Source organism: Klebsiella sp. WP8-S18-ESBL-06 (genome assembly GCF_014169755.1).
Lineage (GTDB): Bacteria > Pseudomonadota > Gammaproteobacteria > Enterobacterales > Enterobacteriaceae > Kluyvera > Kluyvera ascorbata_B.
Window position 1 is genome coordinate 1,403,961 of sequence record NZ_AP022256.1, and the last position, 17,609, is coordinate 1,421,569.

Sequence of the window (17,609 nt, forward strand, 5' to 3'; positions counted from 1 at the left end):
CTGAGTTTTCAGGCACAGGTAAACGTAAATTAAACCCTCTGTTTTTACAGAGGGTTTTTATTTATCTGCTTTCCCGGAAACGTGGAGTTGTGTGAATCTTTGTTGGTGTTCTAAATATAGTCTCTATTAAAACCGATGCATGACATTCGGCGGACCCATTATGAAAATCGAGACAATCAGCTACGTTAAAAAAACGCAGCAACGCTTGATCTGTCAGAACCCATCCTGGTGACACAAAATGGTGTGCCTGCTTATATCATAGAGTCTTATGATCAGCAGCAGGAGCGGGAAAACGCCATTGCTTTGCTGAAGTTGATTACTCTGTCAGCGAAGGATAAAACCGAAAGGCGCGTCTTCTCAAAAGAGCAGCTGCTGTTTAAACGTCTGACCATGGCCTGATAACCCGTTCAGTTTAAAAACGCCGCCGAAATTAAATCGTACAACCGCTTGATAATCGTATTTTCATCATGCGCGAGTTCAACGCTTGCAACCGTTAAGCGCTTCTCTCCGGCCAAAATTCTATAGCCGGCCGTTAACTCGTGGTTGCCCAACCGATTATGGTGGGGGTAGAGGAGTATAAGTTCCGCACAATCATATATCTGGCCATAAGCCATCATCTGATAGACATCAGCTTGTAAGACACCGCTTTTAGGATCGTCAATATTGCTCCTGATACATTTCCATTTCGTATCGATGATCACCCTATTTTTATTGCTTTGTTTGATGAGAAGATCGGGTTTAGTCTGAAAACAGGCCTTGCCATCTTCTTTCTCTTCAGTCAGGCAAAACAAGCGACCGCCTTGAGCGTAGAGCGTCCAGTCACGACCGTGGATAGCCTTCCTGGCGAGTGCTGCCACATAGCTTTCAAACAGATCGTTCATCGGGAAAAGTAGCGTGAACCCGGTTTGCGCGCGTCTGTCGTGGTGAGTAGCCTGCCAACTACGATTCAGGAATAAGCGTGCAAATTCGTAAAGCGTTCCCCAACGCCGGTTGGTCCTGTCGATGTTGACCTGTGACCAGGGGAGTTGGCTAAGCGATACATCACTGATATCTGCAAACAGATAATGTAGTTCATTCAGTCGACGGATAGTTTCGGTTGCGTGAGCATAACTGCGCAGCATGATGACGCACGATTTCATAATACGAAGTAGCGCAGTATCTGCTGACAGCGTGTCGTAGCGGCAAGCAAGTCGGTCAGGCCGCACGGAAAGAGTGGTAAATTGTCGGGTGACGTTGAGCCGCCCCTTCAGTGCGGACAGGTCGTCTTCTTGTGCCATATAAGCGTGCGGTAGCCCACGCTTAACTTCTGTTAATAATCGATCGGCGAACAGACGTATAAGGATATCGAGTAGGGTACTGTTTTGCCGCGCCATCGTTGCAACTTGCCCGTGCCCAAGTTTAAGCCCGAGGGCCACGTCGAGCATGCGAATAAGGCGGCTTCGAATTGCGGTGTCCGATTCGTTAGCCTCGTTATCTATCTTGGGTAAAATCTCCAGGCTGCATCCCGGCGCGGCAATCACGCCCACCATCTGGCCTGCAAAAATTTTGCTATGCCGATCGATTAATATGTTGGTGCCATGCTTATTCGCTAAAGGATGCGCGCGCGCGACTGCGAGCAGGAGATTGGCCTGAGCGCGAGTAAAAGTATGGCATTCTCCTTCATCCTGCGTACCAACAGAAACGCTGCCCCATTCATGGACGGTCAAGTGCGTCATTATTCTTTGCCATCCGCCATTAATGAATCCTGGTCAGATATCGGTTGGGCATGACCCTCTAGTTGCTTAAAGGCATTTTCCTTAAATGTCGGGTGATGCTACCAACTTGCTGATTTAGTGTATAATGGTGTTTTTGAGGTGCTCCCGTGGCTTCAGTCTCCGTCTGCTGTCCCTCCTGTTCCGCTACTGAAGGCGTGATGCGTAATGGCAAAAGTACTGCCGGGCATCAACGTTATCTCTGCTCTCACTGCCGTAAAACATGGCAGCTCACCTTCACTTATGCCGCTTCTCAGCCCGGTACACACCAGAAAATCATTGATATGGCTATGAACGGCGTCGGTTGCCGTGCCACCGCACGACTAATGGGCGTGGGCCTCAACACCATTTTGCGCCATTTAAAAAACTCAGGCCGCAGTCAGTAACCTCCCGGATACAGCCGGGCAGTGATGTCATTGTCTGTGCGGAGATGGACGAGCAATGGGGCTACGTCGGTGCAAAATCACGTCAGCGCTGGCTGTTTTACGCGTATGACAGGATACGCAGGGCGGTGGTAGCCCACGTTTTCGGTGAACGCACTATGGCCACACTGGAGCGTCTTCTGAGCCTGCTGTCAGTTTTTGACGTGGTGGTATGGATGACGGACGGCTGGCCGATGTATGAGTCACGTCTGAAGGGAAAACTGCACGTCATCAGTAAGCGTTACACGCAGCGAATTGAGCGACACAACCTGAATCTGAGACAGCATCTGGCAAGGCTGGGCAGGAAGTCCCTGTCGTTCTCAAAATCGGTGGAGCTGCATGACAAAGTCATCGGGCACTATCTGAACATAAAACACTATCAGTAAATTGGAGTCATTACCCATATTCATTTCACTATTGAGAGCATCAGTGGCCATTACCACAGACTTCTCACCGCGTTCACGCGCAGGTGCTATGTAGTGATGACGGACATAGTCCCATATTCGATCGGTTTGGGAAATATCACCACTAAGGAATCGACCGTATTGCCCCAGCCAGCTATTCCAACTGACTAATCTGTTGAGCGGGTTTTTTGATTCAGGCATTAAGATGCGATATTCATAGCCACCGTTTTTTGCATTGTTACGAATTTGCTTGATGCGTTCACGTAATTGAGCAAAACCATCCGCTTTATAGGCCTCATTGAGGTCGTTGTATGGGGAACCTAATGCCGCAAGGTTTTTCTCAATCGTTTTTATCGCGTAAACTCGAGTATTTCGGGCAGATAACGCTTGGGCTCCTCTGGCCTCTAGCCATTCACGATATTCAATTTCAAGCATAACTTCCGTCCTTCTGTTCAATTTTAAGGCATAGATTCTTATCTATATTGAGGACTGTGCGGTGGTCAAGGACACTCCGCTAAGATCTCACCCATCTCTTCTTATGCAATTTGCAGCCCGCTAAAGGTCATCAGGAATAGGGTGATTTATCACACGTTTTTGTGCTGTGAGCAGTCTGGCACAGCGCAATGGTCGCCGCCAGCGCGAAGACAACCAGCGCCAGCACGGTGGAAACGTGAAGGCTGCCGCGAATCCCAATCGTCTGGTTCAGCCAGGCGTAGGCAAAGGGCGAGATGGCGGCCAGCAGTTGGGCAGGAATCAGCAGGACACCGGTGCGTCGGGCATAATCTTCGGCGGCGAAAAGCTGAAGTGGCAGCGTGGCCTTAAACACCGTGGTCAGGCCGTTGATTGCCCCATAGCCAAAGATAAACCCCCCCGCGGCCCAGGCAATATGCGTGCTGCTGATACCGAGGGCAAAGCACAGCGGGATAAATAGCGTGGTGAGCAGCGTCAGTTTGATTGGCGTAAGCGCCGACCCTGAGGCGACTTCCAGAAAGCGTGCGCCGGTCTGCCCGATTCCCCACAGTATGCCCACGGTGATGGGAAGACCGTGGCTCGCAATAAACTCCGGCAGATGGGTTGAGGTGCCGTTGGAAATAAAGGTCACCAGCGCAATCAATACGGCATACAGCAGGCCCATTCGCCGGTCCTGAGAAGAAATTGATGCGGATTGTCGCGCGGGCGTCTTCGGTAGCGTTTGGTTTGGCATTCGCCACAGCAGCAGGGCGCTGATGAGCCCCAGCAGGCTATAAACCAGCAGCGCATGGCGCCAGTCGGTCAGAATTAACAGTGCGCTGCCCAGCGGCCAGAACAGCGCCGAGGCCAGCCCGCCCGCGAGCGTTACGCGAGAGATGGTTGGCCTGGCCCGATGGCCGTAAAGATTCACCAGTGCGGCGAACAGGCCGTCATAGAGCGCCAGACGCATCCCGATGCCGGAAATAAACCAGACGCAATACCAGCCGGCCAGGCTATGCACGACAGACATCGTCAGACAGCCCACGGCAATCAGTAGCGTACCGCCCATCACCACGCGCTGGCCGCCGAAATAGGCCAGCAGGCGGGCAACCCACGGCGAGAATAGCGCCATCGTGAGCATCGCCAGCGTGAGCCCGCCGTAGATATGCGTGGGCGGCCAGCCGGTGTCCTGAGCAATAGCCCGGGCAAAGGTGCCCGGCATATAAAATGAGATTCCCCAGTTGATCATCTGATTGACGCCGGCGGCGAGGGTAACGGAGAACGGTGCGGCAGGTGTTTTCATTATCTTCTCGTGAGTGATGCTGTTGCTGGCAGCATAACGCGCGCGCTATTGTGCAGGCAGAGCCCTTTGTTTATGACCCTGATAAGAGAAACTTTGCATGACGACGCTGAATCTGGGAAATCTGGCTACCTTCCGTCTGGTGGTGCAGCGCGGTAGCTTTTCTGCCGCTGCCGACCTGCTGGGGCTTTCGCAGCCCGCGGTGAGTTTACAGGTGCGCCAGCTTGAACAGTTTTTACAGGCCAGGCTGATTGAGCGAACCGGGCGCGGCATCAAGCCGACGGCGGCGGGGATGGCGCTGTTAAAACACGGCGAACGGATTGAACACGCGGTGAACGAGGCGCTTCTGTCGGTTAATGAATGCAGCGACAGCGTAAATGGCGAGGTTTCATTGGGCACCGGTGCCACCGCGTGTATTCATCTGCTGCCACCGTTGTTGCAGCAGCTGCGCGCCCGCTATCCGCAGCTGACGGTGAGAGTGACTACCGGTAATACGCCGGATATCGTGCGCGCAATTGACGAAAACCGGCTTGATATCGGGCTGGTGACGCTTCCCGCTGGTGGCCGGAGTCTGGAGGTGATGCCTGCGCAGCGTGAGGAATTCGTGCTGATTATGGCCGCCTCCTCGCAGGCGCCGCTGGCAGAGGCGACGCCCGAGGTGCTGCGGGCGCTGCCGTTGATTGCCTTTGAAGCGGGCAGCGGAACGCGTGATTTGATTGACGGCTGGTTCCGGCTTGCGGGCGTCGAGGTGCGGCCTGTAATGCAGCTTGGCAGCATTGAAGCCATTAAGCGAATGGTGGTGGCGGGTCTCGGCTACAGCATTATTCCACGTATGGCGGTCGATAAGCCTCGCGATCGCGAAGGTCTGTACGTGTGCTCACTTGCACCGTTGTTGCACCGGCAGCTGGCTATCGTGATGCGTCAGGATAAGCTTCTCAGCAAGGGGATTGTCGAGGTAATGCGTTTATTGCAAAGCGAGACGTAATATCCGCAGAGCGGAATGATTTTCTTTTACGGCAACTTTCCGGCTACCTAAAATAACTTTTTTCACCGATTCGGCTTCTCTTTGGATACGGGTTTAAACATAATGAAAAGCAGGGTGATAGTCTCTTTATAAAAAAGTCACGCAAGAAAATATATTCTGAATATAGATAAATGATGGATGTATTTAATTATTTATATTCACGTAGGATATTAATTATGTCGGATTTATGGACTTGACATTTTTTGCTGATTTATCAAATGTGTAAAAGTAAAGTACCCTTAACAGAAAAAAACATTCTGGGGCGAACGATGATGCACACAACGAGATAAGCAGCGAAACAGCGTAGGGCGAAGGACTGTGCAGATCCCTTAGCGGATGGTTAAATGCGATGGCTTAGCCATCCGCTAAGGAATCTTACGGGCGGTTAACGATCGTCGTTCTGGGCCGCAGGCGTCGGCTGCGAAAGGCTGCTCTGCTGGGATTCTTTTTTGTCCTGGTGGTGATGCCACGCACCGATGGAAGAGTAGACGAAGCGTCCGAAGAAGAAGATAAAACTGATAAGCAGCACGATCCGGGTCATTCGACTGTTAAATCGGTGTCGTTTTCGTAGGCTGGTAACCTGGCTCACAAAGGGGTCCTTTAGTCATACCCATAGACGGGCGATGGTTACATTAAGGCACAGAGTAGCGCAGGGGTCAATTGCGGAATATGTAAAAAACCGTCAGGCAAAACATTAATTAATGTTATATAAGATATTATACGTATTCACAAAAACAAATTAAGAATCTGATTAGCGCCAAGAAAGCGTGATTTAATGTTTCCATGTACGCGGTTTCTTGATTCACATCAAGCTGCATTCGCTATCGACAACTAGAATCTTCGCCGTACCCGCGAATTATCTCAATTCGTGGATTTTTTAAGCCAGGTTGGATGCCTGTCTGAAAATACCCAGCTGGATTTGGGGTATCTATAGAGCATCTATGAATTTCTGTAAAATATATAAGCAATATCGCGATTGTTGGTGGTGTCTGCCGCTAATTTTGCCGCTGGTGATATTGCCAATAATTAAATTTGCTAATACGTATACTTATGTTGGTGGCGGAAAAACCTACCTTTATTATCTGCCGTTGCCATTTCTGTTGTGCATGATGCTGTTTTTTGGCTGGCGCGCGCTGCCGGGTATCATCGCTGGCGTGGGGCTGTATTTAACGCGCGACCTGCACATTGTCGAAGAGATTGGCCTGACGCTGCAGTTTCTGATTCCCACGCTGATTGCTTGGGGCGGTTACCATTATTTCCACAGCGGGCGGAAGATGGTGTCGCACGGCGACATGCAGCTAATGGCACACCGGCTGTTCTGGCAGATGTTTGTCCCCTCGACGCTGTTTATGTTCCTGATACAGTTCACATTGTATATCGGCGTCTATCCGAGCCTTAGCGATGCTCAGTGGACCTCACCGCTTACGCAGCGTAACCTGATCAACTACCAGGCGCTGCTGGTGGGCTATTTGACCGGCGTGCCGCTCTGCTATTTGCTGATTAGGCTTATTCGTAACCCTTATTATCTTCGGAGCTTTATTTCTCAGGTTCGCCGCGATTTCGACCCTAAAGTCACGTGGCCGGAAATGGCGGTATGGTGCGGCGCGGTTGTGTGGATTTTTTCCATGCTGATGATACCGCTGGACAACGCCAGCACCATTTTCAGCACAAACTACACGCTCTCGTTGCTGCTGCCGATCATGCTCTGGGGCTCCATGCGTTTTGGCTACCGTTTTATTTCGGTGGTCTGGACCATTATGCTGATTGTGGCCATTCACTATCACTACCACTATGTGCCGCGCAGCGCGGGCTACAGCGTTCAGCTGGCGATCACCTCGTCCAGCTTCCTGGTGTTCTCGTTTATTATTGCCTACATGGCGATGCTCTCAAGCCGCCAGCGCGCGATTCACGAGCGGGTACGACGGATGGCCTTTATCGACCCGGTGGTTAATCTGCCCAATATGCGGGCCCTGAGCCGGGCGATTAGTCACACACCGTGGTCGGTGCTCTGTTTCCTGCGTATGCCGGATCTCGAGATGCTAACGCGGCATTACGGCATTATGCTGCGCATCAACTACAAACAAAACCTGGCGGAGTACCTGAGCGAAGTGCTGCGCCCGGGCGAAGGGGTGTACCAGCTGAACGGCAGTGAGCTGGCGGTGCTTCTGCATACGGAGTCTTACAAAGAGCGTATTGACGATCTCTATGCGCACCTTAAGCTGTTCCGCTACAGCTGGAACGGGATGCCGTTACAGCCGCAGATCGGCGTCAGCTACTGCTACATTCAATCGCCGGTGGCGCATCTTTCGTTGATGCTGGGAGAACTGAATACGGTGGCTGAACTGTCGCTGGTGACCGATCGTGCGGAAAACCTTCAGCGTCGCGGAGCGCAGCATCTGCAGCAGGAGCTAAAAGATAAAATCGCGATGATGGTCCGCGTCCAGCAAGCGCTGGAGAACGATCGCTTTCGCCTGATGGCGCAGCCGATTGTCGGCATCCGCGGCGATGACTATCACGAAGTGCTGCTGCGTATGCTGGGGGACGATGACGAACTGATTTCGCCGACGCTGTTCCTGCCGGTGGCGCATGAGTTTGGTATGGTGTCGCGTATCGATCTGTGGGTGCTGGAGAATACGCTGCGCTTTATGGCCAGCCACCGCGAAAGTCACCCGGGGATGCGTCTGGCACTGAATCTTGCGCCCTCCACGGCGAGCGGGCTGGGGTTTGCCCGACGGGTTGCCGAACTGTTGGAACAGCACGGTATTGAGGCGTGGCAGCTGGTGTTTGAGATCACCGAAAGCCATTCGTTGGTCAACGTTGAGCAGGCGCGGCGCACGCTGAGCGAACTGCGGGAGCTGGGCTGTCGGGTGGCGATCGATGACTTTGGTACGGGCTATGCCAGCTACGCGCGGCTTAAGCACATCAGCGCCGATATTCTCAAAATTGACGGCAGCTTTATTCGCAATATTGCGACCAGCAGTCTGGACTACCAGATTGTGTCGTCAATTTGCCATCTGGCGCGGATGAAGAAAATGCGCGTAGTCGCTGAGTACGTGGAAAACGACGCTATTCATCAGGCGGCGATTGCGCTGGGCATTGATTATCTGCAGGGGTACAGCATTGGCAAGCCAGCTCCCCTGGAGGAGCTGGCGGCAGTGAAGACAAGCGAAAACGTGGAATCAAGCCGCGACAGTTTCGTCGGGTGCTCGCTCCTCGGTGATTTTTAACAGCCAGCCGGTAACGCTTTCCCAGTATTCCTGCTCTTTTTCCAGATCGAGCAGGACCAGCGCGTTGTGGGTAAACCAGTCATACGGGAAGCACAGCGTCCAGTGGTTCGCTTCGGTCGTCAGCTTCAGCGTTGGCGGCGTCGTTGTCGCCTGACGCTGGTTGTTTAGCAGCACGCCCAGGCGCAGCAGCTGGATCATCGGCAAGAACTGTTTCTTCTTAAACAGCGTAAAGCGCGGCAGCTCGTCGAGCTTAATCGCTTTGCGGTGGAAGCGCACCAGCGTCGCCATCAGGTACTGCTGTTCCTGATTAAAACCGGGTAAGTCACTGTTTTGCAGAATATAGGCCGAATGGCGGTGCATGCCGCTGTGGTTAATATTCAGCCCCACTTCATGCAGCATGGAAGCCCACTTCAGTAGCGCATTGAGCTGCGGATTGCCCAGCTTGGGGTTCTGTTCCAGCCACTGGTCGTACATTTGCATGGTGGTTTCCAGCACCCGCTGGGCCTGCTCGCGATCGATGTTGTATTGGTTCGCCAGGCTTTGGGCGGTGCGGCTACGCACGTCCTGGTGGCGAAAGCGGCCTTCCATTTCGTACAGCACGCCTTCGCGCAGCGCACCGTCGGATAAACGCAGCTCTTTTATCGCCAGCGCGTCGAAGACGCCGCAGAGAATCGCCAGGCCCGGCACGAAGACGCCTTTACGCTCTTCGGACAGCCCCGGCAGGCTCAGGCTGCTGAAGTTTTTGAACTTCAGCACCTCTTCGACCAGCCTTTCCAGGCGCTCCGGGGTGATAAACCCGTCTTTTTCGCCCATCTCAACCAGCACTTCATGCGCGGCCTTAATGGTGCCGGAGGCGCCCATCGCGACGCTCCAGCCTTGAATACGGTATTGCCATGCCAGGGTTTCCAGCTTCTGCACCGCCGCCAGGCGTGCGCGCTGGAAGTTTTCGCGGTTAATGGTGCCGGCAAGGAAGAACTGTTGGCCGAAGCTGACGCAGCCCATGCGGCGGCTTTCTACCAGCTTAGGCTCGAAATCTTCGCCAATGACCAGTTCGGTTGACCCGCCGCCGATATCAATCACCAACTTACGGCCTTTTTCCGGCTGTGTGTGCTCGACGCCCATGAAAATCAGACGCGCTTCTTCGTTCCCGGAAATAATCTCGATGGGATACGGGATAACTTTTTCCGCCCGCTTGAGGAACTCGGTGGCGTTAGCGGCCTGACGTAACGAGTGCGTGCCCACGATACACACGCTGGACGGGGAGAAGCCCTGCAGGCGCTCGGCGAACAGCGACAGGCAGCTCAGCCCGCGTTCCATGGCCTCTTCGCTCAGCATGTTGTTTTCATTCAGACCGTCGGCCAGATGGACGCGCTGCTTCAGACGGCCGATGATCTGCATCGCGCCGTCGACCACGCGCGCGATGACCATGTGAAAACTGTTTGAACCAAGATCAACCGCCGCAAACTCCTGCGGCCGGGGTGCTTTGCTTGTTATTGGCATAGGTTAGTCAGGTTGTTCAAGTGATTTGAGGTAATCGTAAATCGCCTGCTGCGCGCGGACCTTGCGTCGGTTGCCGCGCGGAACATAGCGATTACTCAGTTCTTTATCGATAAAGCGGGCCTTTACCGTGTCGCTAAACAGAATATCAATAATATCGAGGATCCGTTGCTTCAGACGCGGGTCGAGCAGCGGCGTCGCCACTTCGATACGGTAGTCGATGTTACGGGTCATCCAGTCAGCGGAAGAGAGATAAACGCGTTTATCGCCGCCGTTCTCAAAAATATAGACGCGATCGTGCTCAAGGAAGCGATCGACAATGCTGATAACGCGAATATTTTCGCTGATCCCTTCCAGTTCGGGAATTAACGAGCACATCCCGCGGATCAGCAGGTTCACCTGGACGCCGGTGCTGGAGGCGGCATACAGGCGATCGACCAGCCCTTTATCTACCAGGTTGTTAAGCTTAAGGGTGATCCCGGCCGCCATGCCGTTCTGGGCGTTGGCAATTTCGCGATCGATCATCTCGTACAGCAGACGACGCGAGTTCTGCGGCGACACCAGCAGATAGTCGAAGTTGACCGGGCGATACGGGTTCTCGATAAAGTTAAACACCCGGCGGACTTCGTTGGTGATGCGCGCGTCGGCGGTCAACAGCGAGTAGTCGGTATAAATACGCGCAGTTTTTTCGTTAAAGTTACCGGTGCCGATGTGGGCGTAGCGCACCACGTCGTCACCTTCTTTACGTGATACAAGGAACAGTTTGGCGTGAATTTTCAGCCCCGGCGCGGAGAAAATAACGTGCACGCCCGCTTCGGTGAGGCGTTTCGCCCAGTGGATGTTGGCTTCTTCGTCGAAGCGAGCCTGTAGCTCAACCACTACCGTGACTTTCTTACCGTTGTGCGCGGCGTGGATCATGGCATCAATAATGCGCGAGTCTTTGGCCACGCGGTAGATGTTGATTTTAATCGCCAGTACGTTGGGGTCGAACGAGGCCTGACGCAGCAGCTCCAGTACGTGCTCGAACGTGTGGTACGGATAGTACAGCAGCACGTCGCGCTCGCGGATAGCGTCAAAGCCGTTGCGGAATTTATCGAACCAGACGTGACGCAGGCGCGGCAGCGGCTTGTTGACGAGGTTAGCTTTGCCGACGTTCGGGAAGCCGATAAAATCTTTAAAGTTATGATAGCGGCCGCCCGGCACGATGGAATCGTAGCGGGAGATCGTCAGCTTTTTACGCAGCATTTCGACCATGGCGTCCGGCATATCACGCTGATAAACAAAGCGCACCGGCTCGGCGGTCAGACGCTGCTTGAGGCTCGAGGACATGAGCTCCATCAGGCTCGACTCCATCTCGTGCACCAGGTCGTACTCGGCGTCACGGGTCATTTTCATGGAGTAGGCGTTGAGGGCATCGTAGTCGAAGAAGCCCTTAAAGATATCGTCCAGGCAGTAGCGCAGAATGTTATCCAGCAGGATCATCGGCTTACGGCGGCGTGGGGTTTCCGGCGGCAGATTAACAAAGCGCGGAACTTTGTCCGACGGAATTTCCAGCAGCGCGTAGTTGATTTCGTCGCCGCGAATGATTTCGACCGCCAGGTAGGTGTAGTCATCTTTAAGGAACTGCACCAGGTCGGTTTCGCGGTTCAGCAGAATGGGCGTGATGTGCTGGCGCAGGTGCTGTTTGAAGTAATGGCGCAGCCAGCTCTGTTGGTTGACGGACAGCTGGCGTTCGTTAATCAGGAAGATTTGGTTGCGCGCCATTTCCAGCAGCAGCTCGTTGTACAGACCGTCGAACTCCTGATCGGCCTTCAGCACCCGGGCCTGGATTTTGCTCAGCAGATGGCGGGAATGCGTGGTCGTACCCTGTTCTTCGCTAATGATGATGCGGCGCTTCAGCTCGGCAAAGCGAACCTTATAGAATTCGTCGAGGTTGTTGGAGTAGATCCCCAGAAAACGCATGCGCTCAATCAGCGGGTTACTTTTATCTGCCGCTTCCTGAAGGACGCGCTCGTTGAAGGACAACCAGCTCAGTTCTTTTTCGATGTACAGTTTTTCCTGACCCATTACTACTCACACTCCGGTTAATTCACGGGACGCGGCAAAGTCGTCTTGCTGTTTATATTGCTAGCTTTGCCGGGCGATGTCCAACTGTGTCATCTCAGTATGACAGTTATCCTATTTCACCTAACAAAATATTCATATCTGTTTTGATATGTAAGCATTTTTATCCCGTTCCGCATACTGACTCCGCGGGAGAAGGACATAAAAAAGAGGGCCATAAAGGCCCTCTTTGGTCATCCATGTCGGCTGGATAAGACGTTTACGCCACCATCCGGCAATGTGCTCGCGGCTTGCCTGATGGCGCTCTGCTTATCAGGCCTATCGTGACGGAATTTATTCCGCTGCATAACCGGCTGGCGGCAGCTTTACATTGTCGAGCCAGGCGTGATTGTCCTGCATTTTCAGGCGGCCATCGAGGAACCAGCCGACCACCATCGGGTAGATGGCGTGTTCCTGAACCTGTACGCGTGAGGTGATTTCCGCTTCGTCGTCGCCGTCGAAAACCGGCACTTTGGCCTGCAAAATAACCGGCCCACCGTCAAGCTCTTCGGTGACGAAGTGTACCGAGGTGCCGTGCTCCGCATCGCCGTTTTCCAGCGCCTGACGATGAGTATTCAGGCCCGGGTATTTCGGCAGCAGGGAAGGGTGAATGTTAAGCAGCCGTCCCTGATAGTGCTGAACGAAGTCGGCGCTCAGGATACGCATGTAGCCTGCCAGCACCACCACGTCGGGCGCGTAGGCGTCAATTTCGTGCATCAGCTCACGGTCAAAGGCTTCGCGGCTGGCAAACTGACTGGCGGCCAGCGCGTGCTGCGGGATCCCCGCTTCACGTGCCCGCTCAAGGCCAAAAGCGTCGGCCTTGTTGCTGAACACCGCCCGAATGGTGCCATGAATCCTTTTCTGCTCACAGGCATCAATGATGGCCTGTAAGTTGCTGCCGTTGCCGGAAATCAGCACCACGATATTTTTCATTTACTCGATGACCACACGCTGTTCGGAATCTGTGGCTTTGATATAGCCGATTTTCCACGCGTTTTCACCTTTTTCGTTCATCAGCGCGATGGCTTTGTCCGCCTGATCGGCAGCCAGAGCGATGACCATGCCAACGCCGCAGTTAAAGGTGCGGTACATCTCATGACGACTGACGTTACCGGCATCCTGCAGCCAGTTGAACACCGCTGGCCATTGCCAGGAGGATTCGTCAATCACGGCCTGCGTGTTGTCCGGCAGAACGCGTGGAATGTTCTCCCAGAAGCCGCCGCCGGTCAGGTGAGCAATCGCGTGGACGTCAACGCTGGCAATCAGTTCGAGAACGGACTTCACGTAAATACGGGTCGGGGCCAGCAGATGGTCGGCCAGCGTTTTGCCTTCAAGCTGGGTGTCGTCCGGGTTGCAGCCGCTCACTTCAATAATCTTGCGCACCAGCGAATAGCCGTTAGAGTGCGGGCCGCTGGAGCCCAGCGCAATCAGCACGTCGCCGTCGGCCACTTTGCTACCGTCGATAATTTCGGATTTTTCGACTACGCCGACGCAGAAACCGGCCACATCGTAATCTTCGCCGTGGTACATGCCCGGCATCTCGGCGGTTTCACCGCCCACCAGCGCACAGCCTGACTGCAGGCAGCCCTCGGCGATGCCGTTGATGACGCTCGCCGCGGTATCAACGTCCAGTTTACCGGTCGCGTAGTAGTCGAGGAAGAACAGCGGCTCAGCGCCTTGAACGACCAGGTCGTTCACGCACATGGCGACCAGGTCGATGCCGATGGTGTCATGACGCTTCAGATCCATCGCTAAACGTAACTTCGTGCCAACGCCGTCAGTGCCGGAAACCAGCACCGGTTCACGATATTTTTGCGGCAGCGCGCACAGGGCGCCAAAACCGCCTAGCCCACCCATCACTTCCGGGCGGCGCGTTTTCTTCACCACCCCTTTGATACGGTCAACCAGAGCGTTTCCTGCGTCAATATCAACACCGGCATCTTTATAGCTGAGAGAGGTTTTGTCGGTCACTGCAAGTCTCCACGCAATTGCGATAGCAAGAAAAATCGGCGCAATTCTATCAGTCCAGGCAAACGTTTGCGAGCCTATTCTGCACCCAATTTTTTGTGCCTCGGTTTTACCGACTTTGGCAGATAAAATCGGTCAAATATGATACTGCTCACGAAAATGAAACCGGGTACAGCCTTGTCCTTGCATCCGCCACGCGGAATCCACATCATGTGACTGAAACCGGTTTCTGTTTTTGTGGCGTCCGTGGGGGAAACCGAAGCAAAATGGCCAGAAGGGACTGAATGGAATGAACATTGCTGCTTTTGATATTGGGGGTACGGCGTTAAAAATGGGGGTGGTCACCGCCAGCGGTGAACTGCTAAAAAAAGGCAAACAGCCAATCAGCAACAGCGACGGTGAACAGATCCTCGCGGCAATGGAAGGCTGGATTGCCGCTCACCCCGAGTGTGAAGGCATCGCCATCAGCGCGCCGGGCTACGTTAACCCCCATACCGGCTATATCGAAATGGGCGGCGCTATTCGTCGCTTCGATCGCTTTGCCATCAAAGACTGGCTGGAGGAACGCTCCGGGCTGCCCGTGGCCATTGAGAACGACGCGAACTGCGTGCTGCTGGCTGAACGCTGGAAGGGAAAAGGGGCCGAGCTTTCCGATTTCCTGGTGATGACCATCGGTACCGGCATCGGCGGGGCCATTTTCTGTAACAACCAACTGGTGCACGGCGCGCGCTTTCGTGCCGGTGAATTTGGCTATATGCAAACGTCGCGTCCCGGCGCTCGCGATGTTCGCCGCTACTCGATGAATGAAAACTGCACCCTGCGCGTGCTTCGTCATCGCTATGCGCAGCACCTTGGCCTGGCGCTGGAGGCGGTGACCGGCGAAGACATTTTTGACCGCTTCGACGCCGGTGACGCCGTGTGTCAGCGCCTGGTCGCCGAGTTTTTCAACGATCTCGGAACGGGGCTCTATAACCTGGTCAATCTGTTTGACCCACAGACGATTCTTATCGGCGGCGGCATTGTGGAGCGCCCGGGTTTTCTGGCGCTGATGCGCGAGCACCTGGCCTGGTTTGGCATTGCCGACAACATCGATACCGTCAGCCACGGCAACGACGCCGGGCTGATAGGCGCGGTTTACCATTTCAATCAGCAGCATTCGCAGCGACAACTTACTGATTAACGAGGGAAAGATATGTCTGGATTTAAAGCTGGGTTTCTCTGGGGCGGCGCGGTAGCGGCACATCAACTCGAAGGCGGCTGGAAAGAGGGCGGTAAGGGCATCAGCGTCGCGGATGTGATGACCGCCGGCGCGCACGGCGTGCCACGCGAAATTACCGACGGCGTACTGCCGGGAAAAAACTACCCGAATCACGACGCTATCGATTTCTACCATCGCTATAAAGAGGATCTGCAGCTGTTTGCCGAAATGGGCTACAAATGCTTCCGTACTTCCATTGCCTGGACGCGTATTTTCCCCAACGGCGACGAGCTGACGCCGAACGAAGCCGGCCTGCAATTTTACGACGATCTGTTCGATGAGTGCCTGAAGCTCGGCATCGAGCCGGTTATCACCTTGTCGCACTTCGAGATGCCGTATCACCTCGTGACCGAATACGGTGGCTGGCGCAACCGTAAGCTGATTGAATTCTTCGTTCGCTTTGCCAAAGTGGTCTTTACCCGTTACCAGCACAAAGTGAAGTACTGGATGACGTTCAACGAAATTAATAACCAGGCAAACTTCCACGAAGATTTCGCGCCGTTCACTAACTCCGGGCTGAAATACCAACCGGGCGAGGACCGCGAGCCGGTGATGTATCAGGCGGCGCACTACGAGCTGGTAGCGAGTGCGCTAGCGGTAAAAGCAGCGCGCGAAATTAACCCGGCGTTGCATATTGGCTGCATGATCGCGATGTGCCCGATTTACCCGCTGACCTGCGCGCCGAACGATATGATGATGGCAATGAACGCCATGCACCGTCGCTACTGGTTCACCGACGTCCACGTGCGCGGTAAATATCCGCAGCATCTGCTGAACTACTTCGAGCGCCGCGGCTTTACGCTGGATATCACTGAGGAAGACCGCCTGGCGCTGACGCAGGGCTGCGTCGACTACATCGGCTTTAGCTACTATATGTCGTTTGCCACCAAGGCGACCGAAGACAACCCGCAGCTCGACTATGACGAAACGACCAGCCTGGTCTCTAACCCGTACGTGCAGAAGTCCGACTGGGGCTGGCAGATTGACCCGGTAGGCCTGCGCTACTCGCTGAACTGGTTCTACGACCACTATCAGCTGCCGCTGTTTATCGTTGAAAACGGTTTTGGCGCGATTGACGTGCTGGAGAGCGACGGCACCGTAAACGACCAGTACCGTATCGACTATCTCTCTGCACACATTGCCGAAATGAAAAAAGCGGTGGTAGAGGACGGCGTGGATCTGATGGGCTACACCCCGTGGGGCTGTATTGACCTGGTGTCCGCCGGCACGGGCGAAATGAAAAAGCGCTACGGCTTTATCTACGTGGATAAAGATAACGAAGGCAACGGCACGCTGGCGCGCAGCCGCAAAAAATCTTTTGCCTGGTACCAACGGGTCATTGCGACCAACGGTGGTGAGCTTTAACTCACTGAATTAAAAATATAAAACCCCGCTTGTCGGGGTTTATTTTTATTGTGTCTTATACTGAGTGGGGCCCCATTCGCCGCTTTGCTTGATCCTGGTCAATCATCACAGGTATGGCGCAATCGAAAAAAAGCGGTATAATCCCGCGATTTTTTTTGTGGTTGCCCTATTCAAAGGAGAAAGAGAATGAAGATTGTGGAAGTGAAACACCCACTCGTCAAACACAAGCTGGGCCTGATGCGTGAGAACGACATTAGTACCAAACGCTTCCGTGAACTCGCCTCCGAAGTCGGCAGCCTGCTGACTTATGAAGCCACCGCCGATCTGGAAACGGAAAAGGTCACTATCGAAGGCTGGAACGGCCCGGTAGAAATCGACCAGATTAAGGGTAAGAAAATTACCGTTGTGCCAATCCTGCGCGCAGGCCTGGGCATGATGGACGGTGTACTGGAAAACGTTCCGAGCGCGCGTATCAGCGTAGTCGGTATCTACCGTAATGAAGAAACGCTTGAGCCAGTACCGTATTTCCAGAAGCTGGTGTCCAACATTGATGAGCGTATGGCGCTGATCGTTGACCCTATGCTGGCGACCGGCGGCTCTGTTATCGCGACCATCGATCTGCTGAAAAATGCGGGTTGCACCAGCATTAAGGTGCTGGTACTGGTTGCCGCGCCGGAAGGTATCGCGGCGCTGGAAAAAGCGCATCCGGACATCGAGCTGTATACCGCCTCGATCGACCAGGGGCTGAACGAGCACGGATACATTATTCCGGGCCTCGGCGATGCCGGCGATAAGATTTTTGGTACGAAGTAAACGAAAAAATAAAAAGAGCCGACTTTG

14 protein-coding genes and 1 pseudogene are annotated in these 17,609 nt (G+C 54.0%); 7 read left to right on the forward strand and 8 right to left on the reverse strand.

The features are described 5' to 3' along the window. Positions 1–160 precede the first annotated feature (160 nt). Positions 161–399: pseudogene (locus H7R76_RS06670) on the forward strand (type II toxin-antitoxin system Phd/YefM family antitoxin). Between the two features lie 8 nt (positions 400–407). On the opposite strand, the gene H7R76_RS06675 reads toward H7R76_RS06670, so the two are convergent. Continuing rightward, positions 408–1,715: an McrC family protein gene (locus H7R76_RS06675; protein WP_106924122.1), complete on the reverse strand. Its 1,308-nt coding sequence runs from the start codon at positions 1,713–1,715 to the stop codon at positions 408–410. Positions 1,716–1,861: 146 nt separating this feature from the next. Here H7R76_RS06675 and H7R76_RS06680 point away from each other — a divergent pair. After that, positions 1,862–2,559 (forward strand): IS1 family transposase gene (locus tag H7R76_RS06680; RefSeq protein ID WP_223174630.1). Its coding sequence is split into 2 segments (ribosomal slippage): positions 1,862–2,111 and positions 2,111–2,559, totalling 699 coding nucleotides; the frame shifts between segments, so codons are not numbered across the junction. Here the strand turns inward: H7R76_RS06680 and H7R76_RS06685 are convergent. After that, positions 2,494–3,012, reverse strand: a complete 519-nt coding sequence (locus H7R76_RS06685) for a hypothetical protein (RefSeq protein ID WP_182967289.1) — start codon at positions 3,010–3,012, stop codon at positions 2,494–2,496. The two genes, H7R76_RS06680 and H7R76_RS06685, sit on opposite strands and share 66 nt — an antisense overlap. A gap of 130 nt (positions 3,013–3,142) precedes the next feature. After that, a complete protein-coding gene (locus H7R76_RS06690) occupies positions 3,143–4,330 on the reverse strand; it encodes an MFS transporter (protein WP_182967291.1) in 1,188 nt (395 codons plus the stop codon). Positions 4,331–4,427: 97 nt separating this feature from the next. On the opposite strand from H7R76_RS06690, the gene H7R76_RS06695 reads away from it, so the two are divergent. Further along, on the forward strand, positions 4,428–5,312 hold the full coding sequence (locus H7R76_RS06695; protein WP_106924125.1) for a LysR family transcriptional regulator: 885 nt from the start codon (positions 4,428–4,430) through the stop codon (positions 5,310–5,312). 424 nt (positions 5,313–5,736) lie between these two features. On the opposite strand, the gene H7R76_RS06700 is transcribed toward H7R76_RS06695, so the two are convergent. Beyond that, the gene (locus H7R76_RS06700; RefSeq protein WP_106924126.1) at positions 5,737–5,940 is read right to left on the reverse strand and encodes a YfgG family protein; all 204 of its coding nucleotides are present in this window, start codon (positions 5,938–5,940) and stop codon (positions 5,737–5,739) included. Positions 5,941–6,292: 352 nt separating this feature from the next. On the opposite strand from H7R76_RS06700, the gene H7R76_RS06705 reads away from it, so the two are divergent. Further along, positions 6,293–8,578, forward strand: coding sequence for a sensor domain-containing phosphodiesterase (locus tag H7R76_RS06705; protein ID WP_182967293.1), 2,286 nt, complete (start codon positions 6,293–6,295; stop codon positions 8,576–8,578). Here the strand turns inward: H7R76_RS06705 and ppx are convergent. From ppx to purM, 4 genes are all read right to left on the reverse strand, one after another. Then, the gene (gene ppx, locus H7R76_RS06710) at positions 8,531–10,078 is read right to left on the reverse strand and encodes an exopolyphosphatase (RefSeq protein ID WP_106924128.1); all 1,548 of its coding nucleotides are present in this window, start codon (positions 10,076–10,078) and stop codon (positions 8,531–8,533) included. The two genes, H7R76_RS06705 and ppx, sit on opposite strands and share 48 nt — an antisense overlap. Before the next feature lie 3 nt (positions 10,079–10,081). Continuing rightward, positions 10,082–12,142, reverse strand: coding sequence for a polyphosphate kinase 1 (ppk1, locus tag H7R76_RS06715; RefSeq protein ID WP_106924129.1), 2,061 nt, complete (start codon positions 12,140–12,142; stop codon positions 10,082–10,084). Positions 12,143–12,472: 330 nt separating this feature from the next. Further along, positions 12,473–13,111, reverse strand: a complete 639-nt coding sequence (gene purN / locus H7R76_RS06720; RefSeq protein WP_182930199.1) for a phosphoribosylglycinamide formyltransferase — start codon at positions 13,109–13,111, stop codon at positions 12,473–12,475. Further along, complete coding sequence (purM, locus tag H7R76_RS06725) at positions 13,112–14,149, reverse strand: phosphoribosylformylglycinamidine cyclo-ligase (protein WP_106924131.1); 1,038 nt, start codon at positions 14,147–14,149, stop codon at positions 13,112–13,114. A gap of 286 nt (positions 14,150–14,435) precedes the next feature. Here purM and bglK point away from each other — a divergent pair, with 286 nt between their 5' ends. The 3 genes from bglK to upp all read left to right on the forward strand — a co-directional run bounded on the left by bglK (position 14,436) and on the right by upp (position 17,582). Beyond that, positions 14,436–15,326 (forward strand): beta-glucoside kinase BglK, encoded by an 891-nt coding sequence (gene bglK / locus H7R76_RS06730; protein WP_106924133.1) that lies wholly within the window; start codon positions 14,436–14,438, stop codon positions 15,324–15,326. Positions 15,327–15,338: 12 nt separating this feature from the next. Then, positions 15,339–16,769 carry a 6-phospho-beta-glucosidase gene (locus H7R76_RS06735; protein ID WP_182967295.1) on the forward strand — a complete coding sequence of 477 codons (1,431 nt, stop codon included), beginning with the start codon at positions 15,339–15,341 and terminating at the stop codon, positions 16,767–16,769. Between the two features lie 186 nt (positions 16,770–16,955). Beyond that, entirely contained in the window at positions 16,956–17,582 is a 627-nt protein-coding gene (gene upp / locus H7R76_RS06740) for a uracil phosphoribosyltransferase (RefSeq protein ID WP_106924135.1), read from the forward strand. The last annotated feature ends 27 nt before the right edge of the window (positions 17,583–17,609 follow it).

Excerpts from the sequence above, each read along its gene's own strand:
- H7R76_RS06675 (WP_106924122.1), bottom strand. The coding sequence starts at position 1,715 with ATGACGCACTTGACCGTCCATGAATGGGGCAGCGTTTCTGTTGGTACG.
- H7R76_RS06685 (WP_182967289.1), bottom strand. The coding sequence starts at position 3,012 with ATGCTTGAAATTGAATATCGTGAATGGCTAGAGGCCAGAGGAGCCCAA.
- H7R76_RS06690 (WP_182967291.1), bottom strand. The coding sequence starts at position 4,330 with ATGAAAACACCTGCCGCACCGTTCTCCGTTACCCTCGCCGCCGGCGTC.
- H7R76_RS06695 (WP_106924125.1), top strand. The coding sequence starts at position 4,428 with ATGACGACGCTGAATCTGGGAAATCTGGCTACCTTCCGTCTGGTGGTG.
- H7R76_RS06705 (WP_182967293.1), top strand. The coding sequence starts at position 6,293 with ATGAATTTCTGTAAAATATATAAGCAATATCGCGATTGTTGGTGGTGT.
- ppx (WP_106924128.1), bottom strand. The coding sequence starts at position 10,078 with ATGCCAATAACAAGCAAAGCACCCCGGCCGCAGGAGTTTGCGGCGGTT.
- ppk1 (WP_106924129.1), bottom strand. The coding sequence starts at position 12,142 with ATGGGTCAGGAAAAACTGTACATCGAAAAAGAACTGAGCTGGTTGTCC.
- purN (WP_182930199.1), bottom strand. The coding sequence starts at position 13,111 with ATGAAAAATATCGTGGTGCTGATTTCCGGCAACGGCAGCAACTTACAG.
- bglK (WP_106924133.1), top strand. The coding sequence starts at position 14,436 with ATGAACATTGCTGCTTTTGATATTGGGGGTACGGCGTTAAAAATGGGG.
- H7R76_RS06735 (WP_182967295.1), top strand. The coding sequence starts at position 15,339 with ATGTCTGGATTTAAAGCTGGGTTTCTCTGGGGCGGCGCGGTAGCGGCA.
- upp (WP_106924135.1), top strand. The coding sequence starts at position 16,956 with ATGAAGATTGTGGAAGTGAAACACCCACTCGTCAAACACAAGCTGGGC.